At 53.1% G+C, this 25,634-nt stretch carries 20 protein-coding genes; 15 read left to right on the forward strand and 5 right to left on the reverse strand.

The annotated features are described in order from the left end of the window. Positions 1-62: 62 nt before the first annotated feature. From ACYVH9_RS03510 to ACYVH9_RS03570, 13 genes are all read left to right on the forward strand, one after another. The gene (locus tag ACYVH9_RS03510) at positions 63-3,518 is read left to right on the forward strand and encodes a response regulator (RefSeq protein WP_460634907.1); all 3,456 of its coding nucleotides are present in this window, start codon (positions 63-65) and stop codon (positions 3,516-3,518) included. Beyond that, positions 3,515-4,348, forward strand: a complete 834-nt coding sequence (locus tag ACYVH9_RS03515; protein ID WP_460634908.1) for a CheR family methyltransferase — start codon at positions 3,515-3,517, stop codon at positions 4,346-4,348. Before ACYVH9_RS03510 ends, ACYVH9_RS03515 begins: the two co-directional genes overlap by 4 nt. Before the next feature lie 25 nt (positions 4,349-4,373). Further along, entirely contained in the window at positions 4,374-4,949 is a 576-nt protein-coding gene (locus ACYVH9_RS03520; RefSeq protein WP_460634909.1) for a chemotaxis protein CheB, read from the forward strand. A gap of 29 nt (positions 4,950-4,978) precedes the next feature. Further along, the gene (locus ACYVH9_RS03525) at positions 4,979-6,091 is read left to right on the forward strand and encodes a sensor histidine kinase (protein WP_460634910.1); all 1,113 of its coding nucleotides are present in this window, start codon (positions 4,979-4,981) and stop codon (positions 6,089-6,091) included. A 3-nt stretch (positions 6,092-6,094) separates the two neighbouring features. After that, positions 6,095-6,526, forward strand: a complete 432-nt coding sequence (locus ACYVH9_RS03530; RefSeq protein WP_460634911.1) for a response regulator — start codon at positions 6,095-6,097, stop codon at positions 6,524-6,526. Positions 6,527-6,631: 105 nt separating this feature from the next. After that, positions 6,632-7,306, forward strand: a complete 675-nt coding sequence (locus ACYVH9_RS03535; RefSeq protein ID WP_460634912.1) for a response regulator transcription factor — start codon at positions 6,632-6,634, stop codon at positions 7,304-7,306. 2 nt (positions 7,307-7,308) lie between these two features. Next, the gene (locus tag ACYVH9_RS03540; protein ID WP_460634913.1) at positions 7,309-8,697 is read left to right on the forward strand and encodes a HAMP domain-containing sensor histidine kinase; all 1,389 of its coding nucleotides are present in this window, start codon (positions 7,309-7,311) and stop codon (positions 8,695-8,697) included. Between the two features lie 88 nt (positions 8,698-8,785). Then, positions 8,786-10,210, forward strand: a complete 1,425-nt coding sequence (locus tag ACYVH9_RS03545; protein WP_460634914.1) for a TolC family protein — start codon at positions 8,786-8,788, stop codon at positions 10,208-10,210. 23 nt (positions 10,211-10,233) lie between these two features. Further along, the gene (locus ACYVH9_RS03550) at positions 10,234-11,085 is read left to right on the forward strand and encodes a prolipoprotein diacylglyceryl transferase (RefSeq protein WP_460634915.1); all 852 of its coding nucleotides are present in this window, start codon (positions 10,234-10,236) and stop codon (positions 11,083-11,085) included. Next, entirely contained in the window at positions 11,070-11,492 is a 423-nt protein-coding gene (locus ACYVH9_RS03555) for a response regulator (RefSeq protein WP_460634916.1), read from the forward strand. The genes ACYVH9_RS03550 and ACYVH9_RS03555 overlap by 16 nt, the downstream gene beginning before the upstream one ends. Positions 11,493-11,546: 54 nt before the next feature. Next, positions 11,547-14,708, forward strand: a complete 3,162-nt coding sequence (locus tag ACYVH9_RS03560; RefSeq protein ID WP_460634917.1) for an efflux RND transporter permease subunit — start codon at positions 11,547-11,549, stop codon at positions 14,706-14,708. Positions 14,709-14,754: 46 nt separating this feature from the next. After that, positions 14,755-15,855, forward strand: a complete 1,101-nt coding sequence (locus ACYVH9_RS03565) for an efflux RND transporter periplasmic adaptor subunit (RefSeq protein WP_460634918.1) — start codon at positions 14,755-14,757, stop codon at positions 15,853-15,855. 296 nt (positions 15,856-16,151) lie between these two features. Continuing rightward, on the forward strand, positions 16,152-16,556 hold the full coding sequence (locus ACYVH9_RS03570; RefSeq protein WP_460636441.1) for a DUF4345 domain-containing protein: 405 nt from the start codon (positions 16,152-16,154) through the stop codon (positions 16,554-16,556). Positions 16,557-16,670: 114 nt separating this feature from the next. Here the strand turns inward: ACYVH9_RS03570 and ACYVH9_RS03575 are convergent, their stop codons facing one another. Then, the gene (locus tag ACYVH9_RS03575; RefSeq protein ID WP_460634919.1) at positions 16,671-17,237 is read right to left on the reverse strand and encodes a Crp/Fnr family transcriptional regulator; all 567 of its coding nucleotides are present in this window, start codon (positions 17,235-17,237) and stop codon (positions 16,671-16,673) included. Between the two features lie 384 nt (positions 17,238-17,621). On the opposite strand from ACYVH9_RS03575, the gene ACYVH9_RS03580 reads away from it, so the two are divergent. Both ACYVH9_RS03580 and ACYVH9_RS03585 read left to right on the forward strand, forming a co-directional pair. After that, entirely contained in the window at positions 17,622-17,825 is a 204-nt protein-coding gene (locus ACYVH9_RS03580; protein WP_460634920.1) for a heavy-metal-associated domain-containing protein, read from the forward strand. Next, entirely contained in the window at positions 17,822-20,074 is a 2,253-nt protein-coding gene (locus tag ACYVH9_RS03585; protein ID WP_460634921.1) for a heavy metal translocating P-type ATPase, read from the forward strand. The genes ACYVH9_RS03580 and ACYVH9_RS03585 overlap by 4 nt, the downstream gene beginning before the upstream one ends. A gap of 110 nt (positions 20,075-20,184) precedes the next feature. Here the strand turns inward: ACYVH9_RS03585 and ACYVH9_RS03590 are convergent, their stop codons facing one another. The 4 genes from ACYVH9_RS03590 to ACYVH9_RS03605 all read right to left on the reverse strand — a co-directional run bounded on the left by ACYVH9_RS03590 (position 20,185) and on the right by ACYVH9_RS03605 (position 25,427). Then, positions 20,185-20,916, reverse strand: coding sequence for a nuclear transport factor 2 family protein (locus ACYVH9_RS03590; RefSeq protein ID WP_460634922.1), 732 nt, complete (start codon positions 20,914-20,916; stop codon positions 20,185-20,187). A 272-nt stretch (positions 20,917-21,188) separates the two neighbouring features. Beyond that, positions 21,189-22,544 carry a histidine kinase gene (locus tag ACYVH9_RS03595; protein WP_460634923.1) on the reverse strand — a complete coding sequence of 452 codons (1,356 nt, stop codon included), beginning with the start codon at positions 22,542-22,544 and terminating at the stop codon, positions 21,189-21,191. Positions 22,545-22,677: 133 nt separating this feature from the next. Beyond that, entirely contained in the window at positions 22,678-23,793 is a 1,116-nt protein-coding gene (locus ACYVH9_RS03600) for a Gfo/Idh/MocA family protein (protein ID WP_460634924.1), read from the reverse strand. 137 nt (positions 23,794-23,930) lie between these two features. Beyond that, the gene (locus tag ACYVH9_RS03605; protein WP_460634925.1) at positions 23,931-25,427 is read right to left on the reverse strand and encodes a S41 family peptidase; all 1,497 of its coding nucleotides are present in this window, start codon (positions 25,425-25,427) and stop codon (positions 23,931-23,933) included. Between the last annotated feature and the right edge of the window lie 207 nt (positions 25,428-25,634).

Below are 25,634 nucleotides of genomic sequence, written 5' to 3' on the forward strand. Positions count from 1 at the left end.
GGGTGGTTGGCGTCCTTTGGGACGCAGATTATCATCCTAACTAATTTCCCGTAATTGGCCCTATGAAAATTTCGTTGATCAAACGGTTGTATATCGGTATTGGTCTAGCCCTTTTTCTGCTCGTGATGCTGGCCACTATCGCTTTCCGCACGATTCAGAATCAGATTGACGAAGCACAGTGGGTTCGGCACAGCTACCGGGTTTTGAAGCAGATCGCAACTACCGAGCAGCTGGTTCTTGATATGGAAACGGGGCGTCGGGGGTTTCGGGCTACCAACGAAAGACGGTTTTTAAAGCCATACTACGAAGCCATCAGCAAAATAGAACCGTCGGCCGAAAACATCCGTGAGCTGGTGGTGGATAGTCCCGAGCAGACAAAGCGGGCGTTTGAAGTAGAAAGCCTTATCAAGGATTTGCTGGAATACTGGCGGGAGTTAGGAACAGATGCCAGTCACTATACCCGGGCGGACATCATTCAGGTGACCGACGGCGAAAAGCTGCGGATGGACCGCATCCGGAATAAGCTCGATGAAATGGTAACCGCCGAGGAACTGCTTTTGTCGAACCGGGAAAAAGACAGTGACAAAGCCGTCAACCAGGCAATCAACGTCTTTATTTTTGGGGCCTTATTTTTGCTGATCTTAGCGAGCGTTATCTCGTACCTGTTTGCCTTCGAAATGAAGAAACGGCAGAAGGCTGAAATTGATTTGCAGCAGAATTTTGACAAATTGGAGCAGCTCAATCAGGCCAGCCAGGAGAAAAACTGGATGCTGACGGGAATGGCGCAAGTGAACGATTCGTTGCAGGGCGTTGGCGAATCGGATTCACTGGCGAAGGCGGTGCTGGTGCGAATTGTGCGTTATCTGGAAGTTCAGGCGGGCGGTTTTTACTGCTACGACGAAGAAAACGAGCGGCTGGAACTGAATGCGTCGGTTGCTCTACCGGCGCAGGTAACCAAAACGTACGGCTTGCGGGAAGGGCTGGTTGGCCAGGCGGCCACCGAACACGAAGTGATGGTGGTTAATCACCTGCCAGCCGATTACTGGACCATTCAGTCGGGCAGCGGGCAGGCCCGACCGGTACAGGTGGTTCTTTTGCCAATTTGGTATAAAAAGGAACTCAAAGGTGTGATTGAACTGGCGGCTTTTCAGCCGTTGAGTCCCACGCAGCTGGACTTGCTGAAAACCGTTGCCAACAACATTGCCATCGCCCTGAATGCGGCCGATGCACGCCGGAAAGTAAGCCGACTGCTGGAACAGGTTCAGGATCAGAAAGAAGAACTGGAACACCAGCAGGAAGAACTCCGGCAATCGAATGAAGAATTAATGCGGCAGGCCGAAATTCTGCAGGCTTCGGAAGAAGAGCTGAAGGTGCAGGAGGAAGAGTTGCGCCAGATCAATACCGAGCTGGAAGAGAAAAACGAAGCCGTTGAAGTGGCGCGGCAAACCCTGGTTTTGAAAGCCCGGGAGCTGGAAGAAACCGGCCGGTACAAATCGGAGTTTCTGGCCAATATGTCGCACGAGCTACGAACTCCGCTGAACAGTGTGCTGATTCTGGCTAAAATGCTGGCGGAAAACAAAACCAGCAACCTGACAGGCAAACAGGTTGAATACGCCAACGTGATTCATAAATCGGGCTCGGATTTGCTGAACCTGATCAATGATATTCTGGACCTGTCCAAAATCGAAGCCGGAAAAATTGACATGGACGCCGAAAATGCGTCGGTCAGTGGCATTGTTTACGACCAGGAGCAGTTGTTCACCGTGGTAGCCGAACAAAAAGGAGTCCGGCTGGTGACGGAAGTGGACGACTCCGTACCGACACACCTGTTTATCGCCAAACAGCGCCTTGAGCAGGTGATCAAAAACCTGTTGTCGAACGCTTTCAAATTTACACCACAGGGGGGCACGGTTACACTCTCGTTCAAGTCTTTGACACCCATGAGCGGTTTTACGAATGAACCGCTGAAGAAAGCCAGGCGGTTACTGGCGGTTGCCGTAACGGATACAGGCATTGGCATTCCGCCGGCTAAGCAGCAGGTGATTTTTGAAGCCTTTCAGCAGGCCGATGGATCGACCAGCCGGAAGTATGGCGGTACGGGGCTGGGGCTTTCGATCAGCAAGGAGCTGGTCAAACGCATGGGCGGAGAAATGCGGTTGCAAAGCCAGGAAGGGCAGGGCAGTACGTTTACAGTTTACCTGCCGTTGACCGAAGCGTCGGCGGGCGAAGCACCCAGGAAGGTAGCGCCAGAACCGGAAAAAACCGTCGTTCTAACCCATTTGCCGGAGGATATTATCGAACAAAATACGCTGAATGATGACCGGGATGCGGTGCAGAAAGGCGATAAGGTCATGCTGATTGTGGAAGATGATCCGGGGTTTGCAGCCGTGGTTCAGGATTTTGCCCGCGGCAAAGGGTACAAAACCGTGGTAGCGCTACGGGGCGACGAAGGAATTCATTACGCCCGGAAGTACAAGCCGTCGGCCATTATTCTGGATATGCAGCTGCCGGTGATTGATGGCTGGAGCGTGATCAACTGGTTGAAGAATGATGACAATCTGAAATCCATTCCGGTGCACGTGATGTCGGCGGCCGATGAGCCCCGGGCGGGCATGAGCAATGCCTTGGCTTACATCCGGAAACCCGTTGACAAGGACGATCTGGAACAGGCGTTTGGGCGAATCAGCGATCATTTGCAGGGCCAGATCAAAAAGGTGCTGATTCTGTCGGGGAATTACCTGAATGACGATTCGTTGCACCGGGTGTTTGGTGAGCGTCAGTTTGACCTGGAATGCGATTATGCCACTACCAATGCCCAAGCCCTGGAAAAATTGAAGCAGCAACCGTATGACTGCCTGATTGTGGACATGGGCGGAGACTTGCAGCAGGGGGTGCAGCAACTGAAAGAACTGCGCGAAGCCATGCCGTCGGAACCGCTGCCGGTAATTATCTACATGGATAAGGACCTAAGCCCGTCGGACGAATGGCAGTTGAAGAAACTCTCGGATGTGGTGATCCGGGAATCCTCCCAGGCCATTGACCGGCTGATGGACGAGCTGGAGCTATTTTTGTATAAAGTGCAGGAGGTGGAAACAAAAGAGTTGCCGAAACCGCTGACAAAAATCGACGATCAGAGTTTACAGGGTAAAAAAGTATTGCTGGTCGACGATGACATGCGGAACATCTTTGCCCTCAGTACGCTGCTGGAAGAACAGCAGATGGAGGTGGTGACGGCCGTGGACGGGAAAGAAGCCCTGGAATTATTACAGCAAAATCCCGACACAAGCATTGTGTTGATGGATGTCATGATGCCCGAAATGGACGGGTATGAAGCGACACGGCGGATTCGCAACGATATGAAAATGATCCATCTGCCGGTTATTGCACTGACGGCCAAAGCCATGCCCGGCGATCGGGAGAAAACCATCGAAGCCGGGGCGTCGGATTACATTACCAAACCCATCGACAGCGGAAAACTGCTTTCCCTGATGCGGGTGTGGTTATCGGTGAAGGTATGAGCACGGGTGCACACATTCATCTTTCGCCCGACGAACTGGAAGAAGTGGTCCAGCTTATTCGGGGGCAGTATGGCTACGACTTTGGCGATTACGCGCGGGCATCACTCCAGCGTCGGGTGGCCCGTTGTATGCAGAAGGCAGGTTATGCGACGGCCTATGAGCTGAAGTACCAGTTGACGAATGATAGCCAGTTTTTTGCGTGGTTTATCGAGTCGATGACGGTCAACGTAACGGAGATGTTTCGCGATCCGGCTTTTTACAAGGAGTTACGCCATACGGTTTTGCCCAAACTGGCCTCGTATCCAACCATCAAGATCTGGCATGCGGGGTGCTCAACGGGCGAAGAGGTATTTTCAATGGCGATTCTGTTGCACGAAGCGGGGTTGCTTGAGCGGACCCGTTTGTACGCAACCGATCTGAATCCGGCCAATCTGGAGCGGGCGCGTCAGGGAATTGTGCCTTTGCAGAACATGAAAGAATATACCGCAAATTACATTCAGTCGGGCGGTACAAACGATTTTTCGTCGTATTATACAGCTCGATACGAAAATGCAATCATTCACAAAGAATACCGGAAAAACCTGGTATTTGCCATTCATAATCTGGCGACCGATCAGGTTTTCAATGAGTTTCAGTTGGTTTGTTGCCGGAATGTACTGATTTATTTCAACCGACAGTTGCAGAATCGGGTCGTGACCTTGTTTAGCAATAGCCTGACTCCGTTGGGCTATCTGGCGCTTGGCATGAAAGAGTCGCTCTTGTTTTCGGATATTCGGCACCAGTTTGACGTGGTCAATCCGGCTGTTCGCATATACCGACGGAAAAAGTAACGATTAGTTCTAACCCTTAAAACCGATGAACCGATTTACCGTGCTGGCCATTGGCGGCTCGGCAGGGAGCATACCGGTTGTAACGGTACTGTTGGAAGCTCTGCCAGCAAATTTTCAGTGTTGTGTCATTATTGTGTTGCACCGGCTGAGAAATGTCTCCAGCAGTCTGGAAACCGTTTTGGTGAACAAAGAATCCGGTATTGCCGTTGAAGAACCCGACGATAAAGAGGTGCTTCGGCCGGGGCGGATTTACCTGGCCCCGCAGAATTATCACCTGCTGATTGAAGCGGACGAAACGGTCAGCCTGGACTATTCCGAATCGGTTCGGTACAGCCGCCCGTCGATTGATGTGTCGTTTGAGAGCATCGCGCAGGTGTTTGCCGAACGAACGGTGGCGGTATTGCTGAGTGGGGCCAATCAGGACGGAACCGCCGGGTTGAAGGCCATTCTGGACGCGGGCGGTCTGGCGCTGGTGCAGGACCCGGCAACGGCCGAATACCCGGCCATGCCCCAAACCGCCATTGAACACAATCCGAAGGCGGTTATCATGACTCCGCAGGAAATGGCATCTTATTTGAAAACACGTATTGCAAGCAGATAAAAACTCAACGATTAATCCTCTTAGAACCAATGACTACAACGCACAGCGCCCCGGACATGACAATCATGCTGGTTGACGACCGTGAGGAGAATTTGCTGGTGCTGGAAGAAATGCTGGCCAGCGAACAGCGAACATTTATAAAAGCAACTTCCGGCAACGAAGCCCTGCGCCACGCCCTGAAAAACGACCGCATCGGGCTGGTCATGCTGGATGTTCAGATGCCCGAAATGGACGGTTTTGAGGTGGCCCGGCTGCTGAAGTCAAATCCGAAAACCAAAGATATTTCGATCATTTTTGTCACGGCGATTAACAAGGAAGAACAATATATTTTAAAAGGGTTTGGTGAAGGAGCGGTCGATTACCTTCAAAAACCGTTGGACGTTAACGTCACCAAAGCCAAGGTCAATGTCTTTGAGCAACTGTATCATTACCAGCAGGAACTAAAGCAAACTGCTCAGCAACTCGAAAAAATAAATAAACAACTGGAAAAGTTTGTTTACATCGTCGCCCACGATCTGAAGTCGCCCCTGGTTGGGATGATTGCTGCGCTGTCGTTGCTGGAAATGCGGAACGAGGAGGAGGACGTGCCACGGGAAGAAATTCAGGAATACGTGGGCCACTCGAAGTCGGCGGCTTATCACTTGTCCGAAATGATCAATTCGTTGCTCGAATATTCGCGGAAAAATGTGGCCCAGCAAACCGTCGAAGAGGTGGATGTGCAGGAGCTGGTGGAGCAGATTGCGCTGTTAATTTTCCCGCCCAAACATATTTCCATCGAAATTAAAGATAGATTACCCAAATTAAAGACCCGAAAAATAAAGCTGCACCAGGTTTTTCAGAATCTGATCAGCAATGCTATCAAGTACAATGATAAAGCCGAGGGAATCATCGAAATCGGCTGCCAGGATCGCGGCCCCTGGATCGAGTTTTACGTAAAAGACAACGGCCCGGGTATTTCGGAAGACGACCACGAAGCCATTTTCAAACTGTTTCGAACCACCTCCAATTCGGCACAGAACGAAACCAGCACGGGTGTCGGGCTATTCATCCTGAAAATGCTGGTGGAAGAACAGGGCGGGCAGATCTGGCTCAAATCGGAGCTGGGTAAAGGATCGACTTTTTATTTTGAATGGATGAAATAGTGTATGGAATCAACGATAACATTTTATGTGGTGGAAGACGATCAAACGGATTTCGATTACATCAACCGGGCTATTCTCGAGATTCAGCCCGACCTGAAAATCCGACGTTTCCTGCACGGTGCGGCTTTGCTCACGCATCTGCACGCCATTTCCCCGGACGAGTTTCCCTCCCTGATCATGCTGGATTTTTACATGCCGGTGCTCGACGGGCTGAAAACGCTCCGCCAATTGAAGGTCAACGAAAACTTTCAGCAAATTCCCGTCGTCATGTGGTCGGGCTCGTCGCGGCCCGAAGACATCAGTCAGGCCTATCGCCTGGGCGCACGGGCTTTTCATACCAAACCCGTTTTGTTTGAAGACTGGCAGGAACAACTGCAAACCACGTTGCGGTATTGGTTAAAAACCGTGCAACTGCCGCATCTGGCCGAATTCTGAAACCGCTCCACACCGGGTTGCTCCACAAAAGATTAATTCTTTATTTGCAACTCGGTCTAACTTCTCCCGTACCAATTTGGGTTATGGTATAGAAGATGCCACCCCATGAAGATCCTGCTGGTTGAAGATGAATTGAGTCTGGCTTCCTTTATCAAAAAGGGAATTGAAAGCGAAGGCTACGAAATAGACGTAGCCTATGACGGGTTGATGGGCCAGCGACTGGCCGACAACAAACCGTACGACGTAATCATCCTGGACGTTAATCTGCCCCATATCAACGGGTTTGAGCTCTGCCGGTACATCAAACAGCAGTCGCCCCGGCAGGTGGTATTGTTGCTGACAGCCCTCGATAGCCTCTCGGACAAAGAAAGCGGTTTTGGCGCTGGTGCCGATGATTACGTGGTCAAACCTTTTGAATTCAGAGAGCTGCTGCTGCGGATTAGGGCGCTGGGACGACGGAGCAGCCCGTTCTTTGGGACCAAAAATATACTGCGGGTGGCCGACCTGGAACTGGACACCAACGCCCGGACCGTCTACCGGGCGGGCAAACGGATTAACTTAACGACCCGTGAGTACGCGTTGCTGGAATACCTGATGATGAATCAGGGTCGGATTGTCAGCCGGGTTGATATTGCCGAAAAAGTATGGGATCTGCATTTCGATACCAACACCAACGTAATCGATGTGTACATCAATTATCTGCGAAAAAAGATTGACAAAGAATTCGAGCACAAACTGCTCCATACCGTGATTGGAATGGGCTACGTCCTGCGGGCTTGATTATGCAGATTAAATACAAACTCATCCTGTGGTTTTCGACCTTGGTAGCAGGCATCCTGCTCGTTTTTTCGCTGTACGTCTACGTAACCTATGTAGGCTTTCGGCAACGCAGCATTGAAGACCGGCTGGAGCGAAAAGCGCGCGTAACCGAACACCTGCTGACTTTGCAGGGCACCGTGGCCGGGAGTGTCATTGCGTCGCTGCCGGAACAGGTTGAGTTTGTTTATTCACCGTCTGATAGCCTGATCTACGCCAGCCGGGATACCAACGATTTCATTCCGGACCGGGCATTTCGAGAGCGGGTCCGGAAACAGCGGTTGGTACGGTTTACGTATCCATCTTCCGATCATCCGTACCTGAAAGATGGCGTCGCGCTCACGTATGGTGGGGCTACTCCGTCGCCGGATGGCCGTCAGTACCTGGCGGTGGTGACGGCATATGATCAGGACGGCTACCAGCGCCAGGAAACCCTGCGTGATCTTTTTATTTTCGGGAATGTATTTGCGATTGGCCTGGTCTGTCTGTTGGGTTTTGTCTTTGCCCGAAAAGCCCTGGAACCGCTGAGCAACCTCATCCGCCAACTGAACGCACCAACCGCTCAGACGCTTGATTTCCGGCTGCAGCCCGAAAATCCGACCGATGAAGTGGGCGTGCTGGCCACGGCCTTCAATGAGTTGCTGACCCGCCAGGAACAGCTGGTCGATAACCAGCGGTCGTTTATTGCCCAGGCGTCTCACGAACTGCGAACGCCCCTGACTACCATCAAAGGCTGGCTCGAAACATCCATGACCTACGATTCGGATCCGGATAGTCTGAAACAGGGGATGCAGCAGGCAGTTCGTGAGCTGGATAAACTGACGGCTTTATCAAACGGGTTGCTTCAGTTGGCGAGCATCGACGGCCTGAATCAGCAACTCGATGGGCCGGCGATTGAAGTGGTGGAGGTTGTTCTGGAGGCCGCCGATACCCTGGGCGTACAACGACCCGGCCAACCCTTGTCGGTGCAGGTCAGCGACGCAATTCTGGAACTGGCGGCTCCGCTGACGGTGCAGGGAAACGCGTATCTGCTGAAAACTGCCCTGCTGAATCTGATGGACAATGCCGTAAAATATTCAAGCGGACAACCGGTGCAGGTGCTGCTTGAAACCGATCATGAACACCGGTTGTACGTCCGGATCGATGATCGGGGTATTGGATTGCCCCCCGGCGAAGAGAACCGGGTATTGCTGCCGCTGGTGCGTGGTTCGAACAGCAAAACAACCGATGGATTCGGGATTGGTCTGACGCTGGCCGACCGCATCATCCGGCTGCATCAGGGGCAGCTTCGGTTGCAGGCCCGCCCCGGCGGAGGAACCCGCGCTGAAGTGGTTTTGCCCACCCGTTCGTCTTAATCTTCTTCTAATGTCTTCTAATATGCCACTAATCTGGCTCTAATCTCCTGCGGATAAATTTACGGTTACCGAATCACACAGTAGCCGAATGGAGCGTCATCATCGAAGTATTTATCTGTTCCTAACCCTTTTCGCCGTTCTTTGCGCAGGGCGTGCCAAAGCCCAATCGGCGGCCAACCGACTGACCTTACCGCAGGCGCTGGAGATGGCGCGGGCCAATTATCCGAGCTTGCGCGGGAAGCTGGCGGGCATCCGAAGTGCCGAAGCCAACGCCCAACAGGTTCGAATGATTGCCCGACCGCAAGTCGGCTTGCAGGCACAGGCCTTAAACGGTACCTCAAATCAGGTGCGGGGGCCTTATGTCTCCAACGGCGGGCTGGCACTTCCAATTTCGGGCAGCATCAAAACCAACGGTTTTACGAACGAAACCCTCTGGACCAGCGGGGCCTCGATGGTGATCGACTGGGAAGCGATCACCTTTGGCCGTTTGCAGGCGCAACGCCAACAGGCCCGAGTGGCCGTTGAAGGGGCGCAGGCCGACTACGAAGGTGAATTATTCACGCACCAGCTGCGGGTTTGCGACGCCTACCTACTGGCCTTGAGTGCCAGTAAAGACATTGCCCTTCAGCAAGCCAATCTGCAACGTGCCGAAACATTGCAGCGGGTCGCCAGCTCGAATACGGTGGCGGGTCTGCGTTCCGGCATCGATAGTGCCATCGCCACGGCGGAAGTGCATCGGGCCCGTACGCAGGTGTTGGAAAGCCAGCGGGTCGCCCAGCAGCAAGCCATTCGGCTGTACGAATTAATTGGGCAGCCGCAAATGACAACGGAACTGGATACGATGGATTTTTACACGAAAGTCCCCGAGTTTCCCAACCAGCCGGTGGCAACGCCCGTACTCCATCCACAGTTGCGGAGTTTTCAGAAACAGATCGAACTGGGCGAAACTACGGCCAAGCTGATCAAAATGTCGGCACTGCCATCAGTATCCGTGCTGGGGTCGCTGTGGGGGCGGGGTTCGGGCATGAAAGAAATGCCGGAAGCGGACGGGTCTTTTGAAACGAATTCATCGATCGGAGCTGGCTTGCCGCTTCGGGCGTTCAATTACCTGGTGGGCGTAACGGCCATCTGGCGACCGACGGATTTGTTGCGCAATAAATACGCACTGGCGGCTCAAAAAGACCGTATCAATACCTTGCGGGCAACGTACGAACAGCAAAATTTGAGCCTGCAGGCCGATGTTCGGAACGCGCGGGTTCAATTGGAACTGGCGCAGGCAACGGCCCGGCAGATTGCTCCGCAATTGTCGGCGGCCCAACTGGCTTTTGCCCAGGCACAGTCGCGGTATGAAGCCGGGCTGGATACTGTTCTGACCCTGACGCAAGTGATCAATCTGCTCAGCCGGGCGGAAGCCGATCAGGCGCTGGCGATCACCAACCTCTGGCGGTCGCTGCTGCTGCAGGCGGCAACGGGTGGCGATCTGGAACGCTTTATTCAGCACCTGCCCCGGTAAAAATCTTTTAAACCGTACCGGTTATGTTAGCGTACGTCGTTTGGCGGCTCGACCCCGAGCTTTTCCGGATTGGCCCCATTGTGTTTACCTGGTATGATGCCTTGGTAATCATCGGATTGCTGGCGACGGTGAAGCTGCTTAACCGGCTGTTTGGGCAAACGAGGTCGCTGCTGCTGTACGTAGGCATTACCACGGTTTTGGGGTCCCGGCTGGGGTATTTCCTGATCGACAAGCCGGTGGTGTGTCTGACGAATCCGCTGGATGTCTTGCTGCCTCCGTACCAGGGCTTGTCGGCCAATGGGGCTGCGATCGGGTTTTTTCTCGGTCTGCTTTTCTACGCGGAAGCCCACCGGAACCTCCGGCAACCGTACCTCTGGCTGGCCGACCGGGCGGTTGTTGTCGTACCCGTGCTTGTTTGTTTTGTCCGGCTGGGCAATTTGATGATATCGGACGGGGTTGGGCAGCCAACCAACGTACTCTGGGCTTTTGTCTTTCTTCAATACCCGGAATACCCCGCACAGCCCCGGCACGCGGTTCAGCTTTACGAAGCATTAACAAGCCTGCTGCTGTTTGGTGGCTTGTGCTGGAGCTGGCCGAAATCGTCAGGCGGTGGGTGGCCGGCGGGCCGGCGGGTCGGTTTTTTTCTGGTCTGGATGTTTCTGCTCCGGTTCTGTTGGGAGTACCTGAAAGAAAATTCGGTGAGCGCAAAAGGCCACCTCTGGAATCTGACTATCAATCAGTTGCTTAGTATTCCGGCGGTTTTGGCGGGAAGTGTTCTGATCATCCGCAGTTATTGGAACCAGCAACGGAAACCGGGGTGTCCGGAACAAGATATGATAACCGCCCTACATAGGAGAAAATGGGAAAAGAGCTAGCTGATCAGAGGGAGAAAACGCGCTTGATTTATCTGGTAGACGACGATGAGGAGGATGTGGTACTGTTCCAGATGGCGGCTCAGGTCAGTTGTCCCGCAGATCGAATCCGGATTTTCCCCAGCGGGCTGGAGCTGCTCCGGTTTTTTGAGTGCAACATCCGGGAGTTGCCGGATGTGATGTTTATCAATAACAATATGCCGATACTGAATGGAATACAGACGCTGACCGAACTCCGGAAATTTCCGGAAGTCAGGCCCGTTCCGAAAATTTTTATTTCCGGCGTGGTGCTGGAAAACCACATTGAACAGGCCCGGCGGGCGGGTGCGGTAGCGTGCCTGGTGAAACCCCACTCCGTTGCTGAATTAGTCGCGCTATTGACGCATTCGCAGGGAATGTGGGGAGACTAAAACTACCGCTTTGCGATTGTGCGTACCATTTTAACGTCATTGATTCGTTGAGTTATGTCCATACTATCCACTTCACTGAAGAAGCCTATTTCCGTCCTGGTGCTGGTCTCCGGCGTACTGCTGTTCTCGATCCTGACGGCTTTGCGGATTCCAATCGATATTTTTCCCCGGCTCAATTCGCCGGTTATTTACGTCATTGAACCGTACGGTGGCATGTCGCCCAAGCAAATGGAGGGTTTTTTTGCCACCCGAATGCAGGACCAGTTTCTGTACGTTTCCGGGATTCAGGAAATCCAGAGCAAAAGCGTGCAGGGCCTGACGGTAGTCAAGCTGGCGTTTTACGAAGGCACCGACATGGCCCAGGCCGCAGCCGAAGTAGCCATTCAGGTAAACCGCGCCATGAAGTTTTTTCCGCCGGGTGCTTTGCCTCCGCAGGTGGTGCGCTACGATGCCTCGTCGGTGCCCATCGGTGATCTGGTGTTCAGCAGCCCGAGCCGCTCCCTGAAAGAAATCCACGAACTGGCCGTCACCCGGATTCGACCGCTGTTCTCGACGGTTCCGGGCTTGTCGGCCCCGCCCCCGATTGGCACCAACTCCCGGACGGTGGTGATCAACCTCGATCCCGCCAAAATTCGGGGATTCAACATCTCGCCCGACGAAGTGGTGGAAGCGCTGGCAAAAAACAACGCCATGACGCCTTCCGGCAATATTCGAATCAAAAACACGATGTTTATCACCACGTTGAACTCGCTCGAAAAACAGGTGGAGGATTTCAGCCGGATTCCGGTGGTGAGCAACGGGCGGCAAATGGTTTTTCTGCGGGATGTGGCCACGGTGCAGGATGCTTCCGATGTAACGGTGGGGTACGCACTGGTCAATGGCAAACGCTCGTCCTACATTCCCGTCGTTAAAACCGCCGACGCGTCTACCTGGTCGGTCGTCACAGACCTGAAGGCGAAGCTACCCGAAATGAAGAGCCTGCTGCCCGACGATATCGACGTCTCGTACGAATTTGATCAATCGGTTTTTGTCATCAATTCCGTGAAAAGTCTGTTGCTGGAGGGCGGTATTGGGGCGGTTTTGACCGGTATCATGGTGCTGCTGTTTCTGGGCGATTTCCGGAGTTCGATTATCGTAATTCTGACCATCCCCATTTCGGTGATTACGGCGGTTTTGTGTTTGTATCTGGCTGGTCAGACCATTAACATCATGACCTTGTCGGGGCTGGCGCTGGCGATTGGCGTACTGGTCGATCAGGCGACGGTAACGATCGAAAACATTCACCAGCATCTCGAAATGGGCAAGCCCAAGCGACAGGCCATTTACGATGCCTGTCAGGAAATCGGTTTGCCGCTGTTGCTGATTCTGCTGTGTATCCTGGCGGTTTTTGCACCTTCGTTCATCATGTCCGGTGTGCCCAAGGCCATGTTCCTGCCGTTGTCGCTTTCCATCGGTTTTGCCATGACGGTTTCGTATTTCCTGGCGCAGAGCCTGGTGCCGGTATTGGCGAACTGGATGTTGAAAGACGAGCCGCACGCAGTACCGCCTTCGCAGGACGTCTATGCCACGGAAGTGAAGGCGCAGCACGAAACAACCACCCGCTTCGACCGGTTTCGGAACGGTTTTGTGCGGCAGTTGGAGAGCCTGATGCGGTACAACAAACTGCTGATTGGGTTTTACTTTCTGCTGGTACTGGGACTGGCGGGACTCGGTTTTGCGGTGATTGGCAAGGATATGCTGCCGCAGATCAATTCGGGGCAACTGGTGATTCGGATGAAAATGCCCGATGGCACCCGGCTCGAACGAACCGAAAAGCGCGTCAAAGACTTGCTGGCTCTGGTCGATGAAGTGACGGACGGAAATCTGGCGGTTTCGTCGGCCTACGTGGGCGTGGTGCCCACCAACTACGCAACGACCAACCTATATGTCAGCACCAGCGGCTCCAACGATGCCGTGATCAAGGTGAGTCTCGACAAGGAATACCGCGTTAACATGGACGACATGAAAGAAAAAATCCGGTTGGCGGTGGAAGACCGGATGCCGGAGATAACCCTCTCGTTTGAACCCGCAGACCTGACGGAAAAACTGATGAGTCAGGGCGCCAATACACCCATCGAAGTCCAGGTGGCCGGGCGCGACATGAAACAGATCGAAACGTATGCCAATCAACTGGTGGAACGACTGAATGAAGAACCGTTCCTGCGGGATGTTCGGATTGTGCAGCCGTTGAAGTTTCCGGTGATCAACATTCAGCTCGATCGCCAAAAGCTGGCGATGCTGGGCCTAAGCTTGCAGGAAACCGCCCGCTCAATTACAACGTCGACCTCGTCCAGCCGCTACACGGAGAAAAACCAGTGGCTTGACGAAAGTTCGGCGTATACGTACCAGGTGCAGGTGCAGATACCGGAATACGCCATGCAGGATTTGACGCAGTTGCAGGCCGTGCCGCTGGTGGCTGGGCAAACACGGCCCCTGCTGGGTGATGTGGCGACGTTTTCAGTGGATACATTGCCCGGTGAGTATTCCCGCAGCGGGCCCCGGCGGTTTGTAACCGTTAGTGCGAACGTCCATAAAAAGGATTTGGGAACTGCCACTCAGGCCGTCGAAGAAGCCGTTGCTTCGCTGGGTAGCCCGCCCAAAGGCCTGATGGCCCAGGTCAAAGGGATGTCGTCGCTGCTGGCCGAAACGCTGAACAGCCTGCAGGTTGGGCTGTCTGTAGCGGTGGTGGTTATTTTCCTGTTGCTGGCGGCCAATTACCAGTCGTTCAAATTGTCGTTTGCGGTTTTGTCAACGGTTCCGGCGGTGATTGTCGGCTCGCTGGCCATGCTGTTGCTGACGGGCTCGACGCTGAATCTGCAATCGTACATGGGCATCATCATGTCGACGGGGATTTCGGTGGCCAATGCCATTCTGATTGTGACCAACGCCGAGCGGTTGCGCTGGCAATACCGCGACGCCCGCAAGGCCGCCATTGATAGTGCCGGTATCCGGCTGCGGCCTGTTTTAATGACCAGTTTCGCGATGGTGGCCGGGATGGTGCCGATGGCGCTGGGAACGGGCGAAGCGGGCGAACAGGTGGCTCCGCTGGGCCGTGCGGTCATTGGCGGGCTGGTAGCATCGACCCTGGCCGCCTTGTACATCGTTCCGCACGTGTATGCCTGGGTGCAGAAAAAAACACCTTTTGAAGATCCATCCCTGATGCCGGAAACGGTTTAATCTCAATTCCTTTGAACCCCTAGTACGCCCGAAAAGGGTTAGCAGCATGAAAACACAACTCATTTATATCGGTTCCCTGATGGCATTGGCGGGAAGTCTGCTGGCGGGTTGTCAGTCGGTGGAGAAAGCCGAAAGCGGAAAAAAACGAGCCCGGAAAACCGTTCCGCCCACCTACCAGATTGGCGAAGTCGTGGAACAACGGCTGGCCCCCATCATGCAGTTGCCGGGTGAATTCAAAGCGTTTCAGGAGGTGAATCTGTACCCGAAAGCGAGCGGGTTTGTGGAAAAAGTGTTGGTAGATCGGGGCTCTTCGGTCAAAAAAGATCAGGTTTTGATGGTGCTGGAAGCGCCCGAACTGGAAGAACAACTGGTGGCAGCCCGCTCGAAATACCTGAGAGCCAAGGTGCTTCTGACCGCCAGCCAGGATCACTACAAACGGCTGCTGATTGGCAACCGCGTGGCGGGGTCGGTTTCGGCTCTGGATCTGGAAACCGCCAAGTCACGTTTGAGAGCCGATAGTGTGGCGCTGATCGGCGAAAACGCCAATTATCAGGCCTTGCAAAAAATCCATTCATATCTGGTTGTCAAGGCACCGTTCAACGGCGTCATCACCGAGCGGCATGTGCACCCCGGTGCGCTGGTGGGTTCGGGGGCGAAGTTCGATCAGCCCATGCTGGTGTTGCAACAACAGGACCGGTTGCGTCTGCTGGTTGATATTCCGGAAACCTATAGCTCGCTGGTGCGGGAGGGAAGCGGTATTGCCTTTCGTACCAACGCAATGCCGGGCCGGGAATTTCAGGGCAAGGTGAGCCGGATGGCGGGTAGCATGAACCGGCAGTTCCGCTCCGAAACCATTGAGATCGACGTGTCCAATCCAAAGCGGTTGTTTAAGCCGGGGATGTTTGCTGAGATCATCCTGTCATCCAGCGAGGCCCCCGAAACGCTGGTGGTTCCGTCGTCGGCAGTGGTCACGTCTACCGAGCGGCAGTACGTCATCAAGCTGGACAACAACAAAGCCCGGTATATTGACGTGAAACAGGGCCACAAGGAAAAAGGAATGACGGAGGTTTTTGGCGGGATTCGGGCCAACGACAAAATTATCGTCAACGCCCGCGAAGACATTGAAGAGGGCACCGTGATTAATTAACGTGAGTTATGGAACGGTTGCGTTTTTTAGGATGCCGTTAGGTATCTCCTAGTTTCTAGCCGTGATTTTGTATTCTCTCCACTGACTGCCGTAGGTAGGTAACGGTTTTCAGGTTATGGCAGTTGATTTATAATCAATTCATTAGGTTGTAAGCATGCCGTCTCTACGAGACGAGGCTATCCATAACTCACGTTAGATTATTTCTTTGTAGCCAGGTGCTTTCTTACCGAAAGTCAAGGCGTCCCGTTGTTGGGGTTGATACTTTTGTGTCATTACAGGGTATCAATTTTACAACAATGAGGAAATTCAACAAAACACAGATTCTATTGATGATTGCCGGTCTGATTGGTATCTATGTTGGTAGCGCTCAATTATTCTTTCCCATAGCTTTCGAGTCTTCTGCCGGAATTAATCTGGGCGGTAATGCCAGTTTGTTGAACGAAATAAGAGCAGCCGGTGGAACCTTATTCGTAGCCGGAATTCTGATATTTTCTGGCGCTTTTATTTCCGGGATGACCTTTGTTTCCATTGTACTGACCACGCTGTTTTATTCGGCCTATGGATGGTCGCGTGTAGTAGGAATGGTCGCCGACGGTTTTCCAAATGAGCCGCTCATGATAGCCGCAGCTGCTGAACTTATCCTGGGATTGTGCGGTGCTTTTATTTTGTACGGATTTCGAAAAGGGAAAGGAATTGTATAACTAGCTAGTAGAAGAAAGAGAATAGACAAGCAATTAATTAACTTGAGGCCGATTGCTTAATCTCACTTCTTTCTTTCTTGTCTGACTGTCTACCAGAGCCCTTACCTGAAGCGTTTATTTTGTGACGATTCTTTTTCTGATTCGGCTCAGTGACTCTGGCGTAACGCCAAGAAAGCGGGCAATTTGGTGGAGAAGAGCTCGGTTTAATAGTTCCGGCTGGTTTTTCAATACCATTAAATACCGGTCTTCGGGTTTATAACCATTTAGTAATGCGATGTAATTCTCGGCTTTGTCGTAATCCCGAAACAGTAGGGTATGGATTAGATTTTCAAGTTTAGGGTGTTTTTTATGCAGCTCCTGCTCTTGTTCCCGGGTTCCTGTCAGCAAAATGCAATCTTCTACACAGGAAAGGTAATGGGTTTGTTTTAAATAACTTGCGTATAAAACGGCGGGTTCTCCATCCAGGAAAAACCGGGTCGTTTTTTCCTCGCCATCCCGTATCTGATAGTGCCGTAAACATCCTTTTAATACGAAATAACAGGTATTGCAAATCAGGCCTTGTCTGACTATCAGATCACCTTTTGAAAAGCATTCGATCCGGGTGTGTTCCAGGAGCGCATTTATTTCATTAAGGTTGAATTTTTCGAGTTTTTCAAGAAACCATCTTACTGTATTTTCCATCTCTGTGGTTTTTTCTATTGAGCTATAGTGGGTTAGCGATGTCTATAATCGCCTGGAATATGGCTCAATTCTGGAGAGGGACAATGCGTAATTACACCGGTGGATAAGACGGTAAATAAGGCTGCTGAAATTCTCCGTTGGAATACTTTGAATGCCGAATGTCATCATTCTTGTCGGTAGATGGGCTGGTGCCGCCATTCGATGAAAAGTGCATCGTTCGTAAACGTACAGAAGTCAAATACGGTTTTGCCAGAGCTGTGATTGATTAGTTTGTTGTCAACCGATCACGGGTAACACAATTCTGCACCAGTTAGCCGGAATTCTGTAACAACGGATCGTGTTCTATGGATGATATTTGCACTACCAATATCAATGGATAGGATCATGGAAAAGCTCACATTTAAGACCAATATCAAGTGCGGTAGCTGCGTTGCCACGGTAACGCCGTTTTTGAACAAAGCCGTTGGCGAAAACAACTGGCAGGTCGACACCCAAAATCCGGATAAGCTGCTGACCGTCGAGGGAGCAACCGCCGACCAGGTGAGAGAAGCCATCAAAGACGCCGGCTACAAGGCCGAACTCGTATGAACGCGCCAGCCGTAACCGAACGAACGGGCCGCACCGGCGCGAAGTCGGTGCGGAAAACGTATCCCGTGCTGGAGATGACCTGCGCGGCCTGTGCGGTCAGCGTGGAGTCGATGCTTAAACATACGGCGGGCGTGGTGGATGCGGGGGTCAATTACGCCAACCAGCAGGCCTGGGTAGAATACGACCCGAAAGCCGTAACGCAGCAGGACCTCCAAAATGCCGTTCGATCCATTGGCTACGACCTGATTGTCGACGCCGAGGATCCGCAGGAAAAGCAGGCCGAAGCGCAGCAACGGTATTACGAATCGCTGAAAAACCGCACGATCTGGGCGGCAATTTTGTCGGTTCCGCTGGTTGTCATTGGCATGTTCTTCATGACGATGCCTTACGCCAACGAAATCATGCTGGTGTTGGCGGCACCGGTGGTTTTTGGATTGGGGCGCTCTTTCTTCACGAATGCCTGGAAACAGGCCCGGCACGGTAAAGCCAACATGGATACGCTGGTGGCGCTGTCGACCGGCATTGCCTTCGTGTTCAGCACGTTCAACACGGTTTATCCGGAATTCTGGCACGCGCGCGGCATCCATCCGCACGTTTACTTCGAGTCGGCGGCCGTTATCGTTACGTTTATTTTGCTGGGCAAACTGCTCGAAGAGCGGGCGAAATCCAGCACCTCCTCGGCGATTAAAAAACTGATGGGTCTGCAACCCAAAACCGTTCGGATAGTGGAAAACGACGCCGAAACCGAGGTTCCGGTGGTGTCGGTTCGGGCAGGGCAGGTGATCGTGGTGCGACCCGGTGAGAAAATTCCGGTCGATGGCACGGTGGTGTCCGGATCGTCGTTCGTAGACGAAAGCATGATTTCGGGCGAACCGGTGCCGGTTGAGAAAAAAGCGGAGCAGAAGGTATTTGCCGGAACCATCAACCAGAAGGGTAGCTTCCGCTTCCGGGCTGATAAAGTGGGCGCAGACACGGTGCTGGCGCAGATCATTCGCATGGTGCAGGACGCGCAGGGCAGCAAAGCACCGGTGCAGAAACTCGTCGATCGGATTGCCGGTATTTTCGTGCCGGTCGTGATCGGGATTGCGGTTTTAACGTTCGTTGTCTGGATGATCTTCGGGCAGGAAAATGCCTTTGCGCAGGCGCTGTTGACATCAGTAACGGTGCTGGTCATTGCCTGTCCGTGTGCGCTCGGACTGGCCACGCCAACGGCTATTATGGTCGGCGTCGGGAAGGGAGCGGATCATCAGATTCTGATCAAAGATGCCGAAAGCCTCGAAATGGGGCATAAGGTCAACGCAGTGGTGCTGGACAAAACCGGAACAATTACCGCCGGGAAGCCCGCCGTTACGAACCTGGAATGGCAGCAAACCGATACCGAACTTCTGTCGTCGATTCTGTACGCGCTCGAAAGTCAGTCCGAACATCCGCTGGCCGAAGCCGTTGTCGAACACCTGAATAGCCGGGGCAGAAAAACCGTATCGCTGGAAAAATTCGAAAGCCTGACCGGGCGCGGGGTGGCGGGTCAGTTTGAAGGAAAAACGTACGTCATCGGAAACCGCCATTTGCTGAACGAACGCCGTATTTCGGTTAGCGCGGCCATCGAACAGCGGGCGCAACAGTGGCAACAGGAAGCCCAAACGGTGGTGTATTTTGCCGATGACAAAACCGTACTGGCCGTACTGGCCATTGCTGATCCGATCAAAGAATCGTCAAAAACCGCCATTCAAACGCTGAAAAAGCGGGGCATCGAGGTGTATATGCTGACCGGTGACAATCCCCAAACAGCCGCAGCTGTGGCTAAAACCGTCGGTCTCACCGATTTTCGCGCCGAAGTGATGCCTTCCGACAAGGCGGCTTTTGTGAAAGAGCTGCAAAGCCGGGGTAAAGTGGTGGCGATGGTGGGCGACGGCATCAACGACTCGCAGGCGCTGGCGCAGGCTGATGTGAGTATGGCTATGGGCAAAGGCTCCGATATCGCGATGGATGTGGCCCGAATGACGCTCATTACCTCGGATCTGGGCCGTATTCCGCAAGCGCTGGAATTGTCGCGCCGAACGGTGCGGGTGATTCGCGAAAACCTGTTCTGGGCCTTTATTTACAACCTGATTGGCATTCCGATTGCCGCCGGTATTCTATATCCGTTCAACGGTTTTCTGCTGAATCCGATGATTGCCGGAGCGGCTATGGCGCTCAGCTCGGTATCGGTTGTCAGCAACAGCTTGCGGCTGCGAAGTGCGCGGTTATGAACTTCAGTCCACGGTTTTAACCGTGTATGCCAATAAAACAACTGTTTTAACGATTTCGGCCAGCTGGTCAAAACCGTTAAAACGGTTGTTTTGGTAAGTGGGAGCTCAAATTAAGAGGCAAGGGTTTGTTTCACGCTCCAGTGCTCGACAATTTTTCCGTCATTCAACCGGAAAATGTCGAAAAACAAGCCTGTTCGCTGGTCAGAAAATTCTGCTGACTGCACGACAACAAAATTCCCTTCACCAATGATCCGAATCATTCGCTGCGTAGACCCGGTTCGCTGTAAATAGTGCCGCAACCCGTCGATCCCGTTGGCGATGTTAGGATGATGCTGAACAAGATCCGTTGCGACAAAATCGGGCAGACGTTCCAGCTTGCGGTCTACAAAAACCGTTTGAAAAAAATCGGCAACAAGGGCTTTATTCCGGGCGGTCGCGCCGAAGTCAGCAGGCTCTACAGCACCACCCATCATCGGGTGACCGTTCAGGCTCGTTTCGGGCTGATCTTCAATAACGTCCCAGTGTTCAATCAATTGGCCATTCCGAATACGAAACAAATCGACAACGGCCTTCGCTTTTTCACCTACTTCGACGCTCAGATTTGTTACGACATAATCACCTTCCGCAATGAGTCGCATGAACGGTTTGGCGGTAGTGGCCGGTTTTGGCATGTTCTTCACGTAGTTCAGTGCTTCCATCAAACCCGCCTTGCCCGGTTTTACCAGTGGGCTGTGATTCAGGTAATTATCCGCGATGATTTGATTGGCAAAGTCGAGATCACCACCGGCGATGGCGCGTTGGTAGAAATTCCGGACGATGGATTTATTTAAAGGTATTGACATGGGATTGGGTCGTTTGAAACTGGAGTGAGAACCCGAAATGAGCAGGCTGACCAACAGGTAGGGCCCGGATGAGGCATTTCATCGTTCACGGATTCCATGAAAAAATAAGAGTGACTAACGGTCAGGCGACACGCCGGAGCCGTATTAGAGAATGCGCAGAAGTGTCCTACCGGTTTGCGGTGGGTGTTTTTGCGGCAGCGGGGCTGTATGGGAAGAAGATCAGTTTCAGGGAAGCAAAAGTACAGCACACACAACGGATGTGCAACACCTGCTCACAGATTCGGGGCCACTTCAATTGGCAGAATCAGGGGCAGGGTAACGGCAAACTCACCATTTTGGTCGGCAACAACCGGGCTGGGCTGGGCCAAACGCTGGTATTGGGTCTGGATCGACGACAAACCGACACCGTTGGAGAGAATCGGGGTATTTTTCCGCTGGAGATTGTTGCGGACAATCAACTGGCCCGTTTCATCCGTCAGTATCTCAACTTTAAGCGGTCGTTTGGCTTGCACGACATTGTGTTTGACGGCGTTTTCGACCAGTAACTGCAACGTTAGCGGAGGGAGCAACTGGTTGGCATACCGTGCTTCCACCTGCACATTCAGATCGAGGGCGCTGCCGTAGCGGGTTTTAAGGAGCCTGAAATACGAACGAATGAAGTCGAGTTCGCTCGAAAGCGCCGTCAGGGCCTGGTCGTTTGCCTTTAACAAATACCGGTAGACCACGCTCAGTTCATCCACAAATTCGCTGGCCTGTTGCGGGTTTTCGTCGATCAGGGAAGAGAGCGAATTGAGGCTGTTGAACAGAAAGTGCGGATTCACCTGTGCCTGTAAAGCCCGAAGCTGGGCGTCGGTTTTTTCCTGTTCCAGCCGCCGGACGGCCAGTTCTGCTTCCAGGCTTTCCCGGTGGCGCTGATCGCGTTCGTGCATCAGTTGATCTTTTTCGCGCGTTTGCTGGATGGCCTGAACCACCGCTAGCTGGCGTTGCCGAAACGCCAGGCACAAGGCCAGACACAGAAGCTCGACCGGCATGACCACGCTAACGGCACGGGTGAAAAAAAGTTCGACGGATGGAGTGGCCCAGCTCCAGTCAAAAACCGTATAAAATACCAGTGTTCGGGTACTCCGCAGCAACAGGATCACACTGGCCGCCGTAAAAAAACGCCCGACAGCATCGTGTCGGTGGGATGCAATCCAGACGCCGGTACCGGCCAGCAGAATCACAAAAAACCAGTAGAAAGCCGAAACATACGGATAGGAAGGGTGCGTGTTGAAACCAATCGTAGCGATGAAAAGGACTTCGAGAAAAAGATACACACCCAGCCCGAGTTGCGCCCGGCGAAACCAGCTGCTTAGCCGCGGATGGTGGGTTGGAAGCTCGAAAAGCTGACGAACCAGTTCCAGGTAAATAATTCGGGACAGGCCAACCACCAGTGCCTGAATGATCAGGTAATTTGCCCGACCGCCCACGTCGTACTGCTGCGTAATGTTGTAGGCCAGCCAGATGAAAAGCTGGAGTGTGAAAAGTCCGTGAACCCGGTCGCGAGACAACGCCCACTGCACAGCATTCAACGAAAAAAGTGCTCCCAACGAACCCATGTAGAGCAAACTCAGTGCATCGTAGGACATAAGAACGTCAACCGATTTTTGACGAAAACCTACGAAGATACACAGAAGTTATCAAATTTTGTTCGCAGAAATCGCCCGTCTTCATGGGGTTGAAAAAGAGCGATTTCTGCGGAGTTTAGGGGGCGTCTGTGCGTTATTTCTGGTGCGCCATCCGGTCGGCATCTTCCGCCGTCAGCAGTGAGGTAAGGCCGTTTTGTTCGGTGATTTTCCGGTGCGTTTCCGGGTAGTGAATGTAGCTGGTCTGGTCGCGGAACATGTGGCGAAGCAGTTCGCCGTACAGGTGCATTTTCTGGTGGTCGAAGCCATACCGGAGTTGTATCTTCTGGGCAATTTCAAAGTCCTTGTGCCGGCCGCGGGCCGCCCGGTCTTTGCCGCCATAATTGCCCGTTATATCCAGAATGGCACCCGGAAACAAATCCATCAGCGCCCGGGTGCCTGCCTCATCAACCACGCCCCGGATCACGGCCTGAGTTGGCACCCATTCATACAGCGTCACATCGCCCCGCTCAAACAACAGCCGCATTTCCTGGCGGTCCATCCGACCGGTTTGCGTAAAGCCGTGGTAAAAGTTAACAACCGTGTTGCCGTAGCGCACCGTGGCATTCACCTGATCTTCGAGGTCCGTACCGTCGCGTTGGCAAACCTGTGCGGCTTCCACCTTTCCGTCGCCGAGCCAACCCGCAAACAGATCGAAGAAGTGAACGCCGTGTTCAATGAAAATACCGCCACTCAGCTCCCGATTCCAGAACCAGTGCTGGGGAGAAAGTCCCTCGTCGCCCGCGTAGTTCTCAAAATAACCGTGCAGAAATTCGCCCAAAATCTTTTTATCAATCAGGGTTTTAACGCGTTCAAACATCGGGTTGTAGCGTTGCATCAGGTTCGTCACCATCAGCAGGCCTTTGCTTTGGGCATACTCGACCATTTCGCGGCCCTGCTGGGCGTTCATCGCCAGCGGTTTTTCGCAAATCACGTGCTTTCCGGCGCGCAGGGCCTGCATCGACTGCTCGTAATGCAGAAAGGGGGGTGTAGCAATGTAAACGATATCGAGGTCGGGCTGGGCGAGCAGCTCGTCGATGGAGTTAAAATGTTCGGCGCCGAACCGGTTGGCCGCCCGGGTTGCTTCTTCGCGTTGCGAACCGGCGATACCGATCAGTTTGACGTGAGGAATTTGCAGAAAGTGCTGGGCGGCAAACAAACCAAAACCGCCAAAACCAATAATGCCTAGACCAAGTTCTTTCAATTCACTCATAATGCGTTCGTAGGTTGTATAAATGAAATGAACCGACGGTTCTGTAAACCGGCCGTCAGATTACTAACCACAAATGAGGTAAACTGTTGACGCAGCCGTGTATACATCCAGCGGGCGGACCGTGCGGAGCCGGTAACTTATTTTATGGACAACGATGAGGGCGAGAGCGGTTGTCCGGGCGTGATCCGCTGGGCGGTCTTTCCTTCTTGGATGAGTTTCAGTGTTGCTGCCAACCCGAAATCCCGGCCGCTCATCAGGTCGTCGTACGTTCGCGCCACTGGAAAATCCGGTTCAACCGTAAAACCGTTCGCACGCCGAATGTCCACCGCGTGGTTCATACTTTTCAGCGGAATCCGGACGCGCAGCCCCGAATTGGGTAGGGTGATGTTCTTAAACTGACCGGCAAAATCGCCCCAGTAAGCACCTCCGCAGGCTTCTCCAACGAATGTGCCCAGTTGTTGGTTAAGTGTTTGGGATAAAACCGTTGCCGTCGCGGAGTACGAAGCGCCGTTGACCAGAAAATAAAGATTGCCCCGGTAAGCATACCGGCTTTTGGGCGGGTGTGGGCGTCCACCAAATCGTTCCGTAAACCCGCCGGTGGTGTCGCTTTTGAACAGGATCGGAAATAACACCCAGGACGCCGGATTGTACCAGGTAACAAATGTACTCCGGTAACCCCGTTTCATGGTTTCGCGCTCCAGCACCCGAAAGGGTTGCGGAAGCCAGTATTGCAGCAGCCGCACCGAATTGACCACGGCTCCTCCGCCGTTGCCGCGCACATCGACCACCAGGTTTTGAATCTTTTTTCGCTCAATCTCCCGGAAGGCCCGTTTCAGTTGTCGGGGGTATTTTCGTGTCAGCAGTTCCAGCGGGTTACCACCGAATGTCGAAACGCGCAACACGGCGGTATTTTTCAGACTATCAATAACCGTTACCGACAGATTGGGTTTTAGATTCAGTTCTTTCCGGTAGCGTTTTTTCAGATTGGTTTCCAGCACTGCCCGGGGCTCGCAGCGGATGTAGCGGGTCAGAACCGGGGTATCTCCGGGAAGGTGGTAGGTTACCTGCACCGAATCGCTGGGGCCAAACCAGTTGGTGTAATAATGGGCAAAACTGATCAGGCTCCGAAACCGCCGACCCGTCAGGTTATTGCCGTCGGACCCGCTGCGGTCTGTATCCTGAAGCAATTGATGAAGAGCCGCCATCGGTTGCCCATTGATGGATAGGATTTCTGTACCCCGTACCAGCGTGGTGTCGGGCGAGAGGTTGTGCGAAACGTAGTAGTGCCCATCCACTTCCCGCAGGTAGAATGGAATAAGCCGACGGTTTTGTTTCATATACCCTTTGCGGTGACCTAACGCCGTATGCCCATCTTTCAGGCTGGTAATCAGCGGGGTGACGGTTTGGAAGAAGGCCTGGTAAGAAAGCGGCTCGTTCAGGTGGCGATCCAGCGAATCATACAACTGACGGTAAGCCGTGTCCGTGATGTAATGGCCGATGCCGGGGTGCAGTCGGTCCATTTTTTTTTTCAGGTAAGCAATATCCGCGCGGGCCTGTTCGGGCGTCAGCGTTTGTGCCCGCCCGAAACCGGCCAGGAAAAGCAGCAGAACGAGGAACGAAAATAGCTTCATCATATCCTGTTGTTCAATGGGTTGAACGCAGCTATAGGAGTAACGAACGAATTGGACGGGATATTGACCGGGCCGGAGCAAAGAGCGGTTTTTATACCAGAGCCGGTACCTTTCAGTAATGGATTTTGGCGTTTCATCATTTTTTTGTCCTAGATGATGAGGGGAAAGCCGACCTTTGATGTCATTCCGTAAACGCTGCAATAGCGCACT

The sequence above is a fragment of the Larkinella harenae genome (assembly GCF_054780515.1).

Bases quoted from the DNA above. Each gene is read 5' to 3' on its own strand.
- ACYVH9_RS03510 (WP_460634907.1), top strand. From the start codon at position 63: ATGAAAATTTCGTTGATCAAACGGTTGTATATCGGTATTGGTCTAGCC.
- ACYVH9_RS03515 (WP_460634908.1), top strand. From the start codon at position 3,515: ATGAGCACGGGTGCACACATTCATCTTTCGCCCGACGAACTGGAAGAA.
- ACYVH9_RS03520 (WP_460634909.1), top strand. From the start codon at position 4,374: ATGAACCGATTTACCGTGCTGGCCATTGGCGGCTCGGCAGGGAGCATA.
- ACYVH9_RS03525 (WP_460634910.1), top strand. From the start codon at position 4,979: ATGACTACAACGCACAGCGCCCCGGACATGACAATCATGCTGGTTGAC.
- ACYVH9_RS03530 (WP_460634911.1), top strand. From the start codon at position 6,095: ATGGAATCAACGATAACATTTTATGTGGTGGAAGACGATCAAACGGAT.
- ACYVH9_RS03535 (WP_460634912.1), top strand. From the start codon at position 6,632: ATGAAGATCCTGCTGGTTGAAGATGAATTGAGTCTGGCTTCCTTTATC.
- ACYVH9_RS03540 (WP_460634913.1), top strand. From the start codon at position 7,309: ATGCAGATTAAATACAAACTCATCCTGTGGTTTTCGACCTTGGTAGCA.
- ACYVH9_RS03545 (WP_460634914.1), top strand. From the start codon at position 8,786: ATGGAGCGTCATCATCGAAGTATTTATCTGTTCCTAACCCTTTTCGCC.
- ACYVH9_RS03550 (WP_460634915.1), top strand. From the start codon at position 10,234: ATGTTAGCGTACGTCGTTTGGCGGCTCGACCCCGAGCTTTTCCGGATT.
- ACYVH9_RS03555 (WP_460634916.1), top strand. From the start codon at position 11,070: ATGGGAAAAGAGCTAGCTGATCAGAGGGAGAAAACGCGCTTGATTTAT.
- ACYVH9_RS03560 (WP_460634917.1), top strand. From the start codon at position 11,547: ATGTCCATACTATCCACTTCACTGAAGAAGCCTATTTCCGTCCTGGTG.
- ACYVH9_RS03565 (WP_460634918.1), top strand. From the start codon at position 14,755: ATGAAAACACAACTCATTTATATCGGTTCCCTGATGGCATTGGCGGGA.
- ACYVH9_RS03570 (WP_460636441.1), top strand. From the start codon at position 16,152: ATGAGGAAATTCAACAAAACACAGATTCTATTGATGATTGCCGGTCTG.
- ACYVH9_RS03575 (WP_460634919.1), bottom strand. From the start codon at position 17,237: ATGGAAAATACAGTAAGATGGTTTCTTGAAAAACTCGAAAAATTCAAC.
- ACYVH9_RS03580 (WP_460634920.1), top strand. From the start codon at position 17,622: ATGGAAAAGCTCACATTTAAGACCAATATCAAGTGCGGTAGCTGCGTT.
- ACYVH9_RS03585 (WP_460634921.1), top strand. From the start codon at position 17,822: ATGAACGCGCCAGCCGTAACCGAACGAACGGGCCGCACCGGCGCGAAG.
- ACYVH9_RS03590 (WP_460634922.1), bottom strand. From the start codon at position 20,916: ATGTCAATACCTTTAAATAAATCCATCGTCCGGAATTTCTACCAACGC.
- ACYVH9_RS03595 (WP_460634923.1), bottom strand. From the start codon at position 22,544: ATGTCCTACGATGCACTGAGTTTGCTCTACATGGGTTCGTTGGGAGCA.
- ACYVH9_RS03600 (WP_460634924.1), bottom strand. From the start codon at position 23,793: ATGAGTGAATTGAAAGAACTTGGTCTAGGCATTATTGGTTTTGGCGGT.
- ACYVH9_RS03605 (WP_460634925.1), bottom strand. From the start codon at position 25,427: ATGATGAAGCTATTTTCGTTCCTCGTTCTGCTGCTTTTCCTGGCCGGT.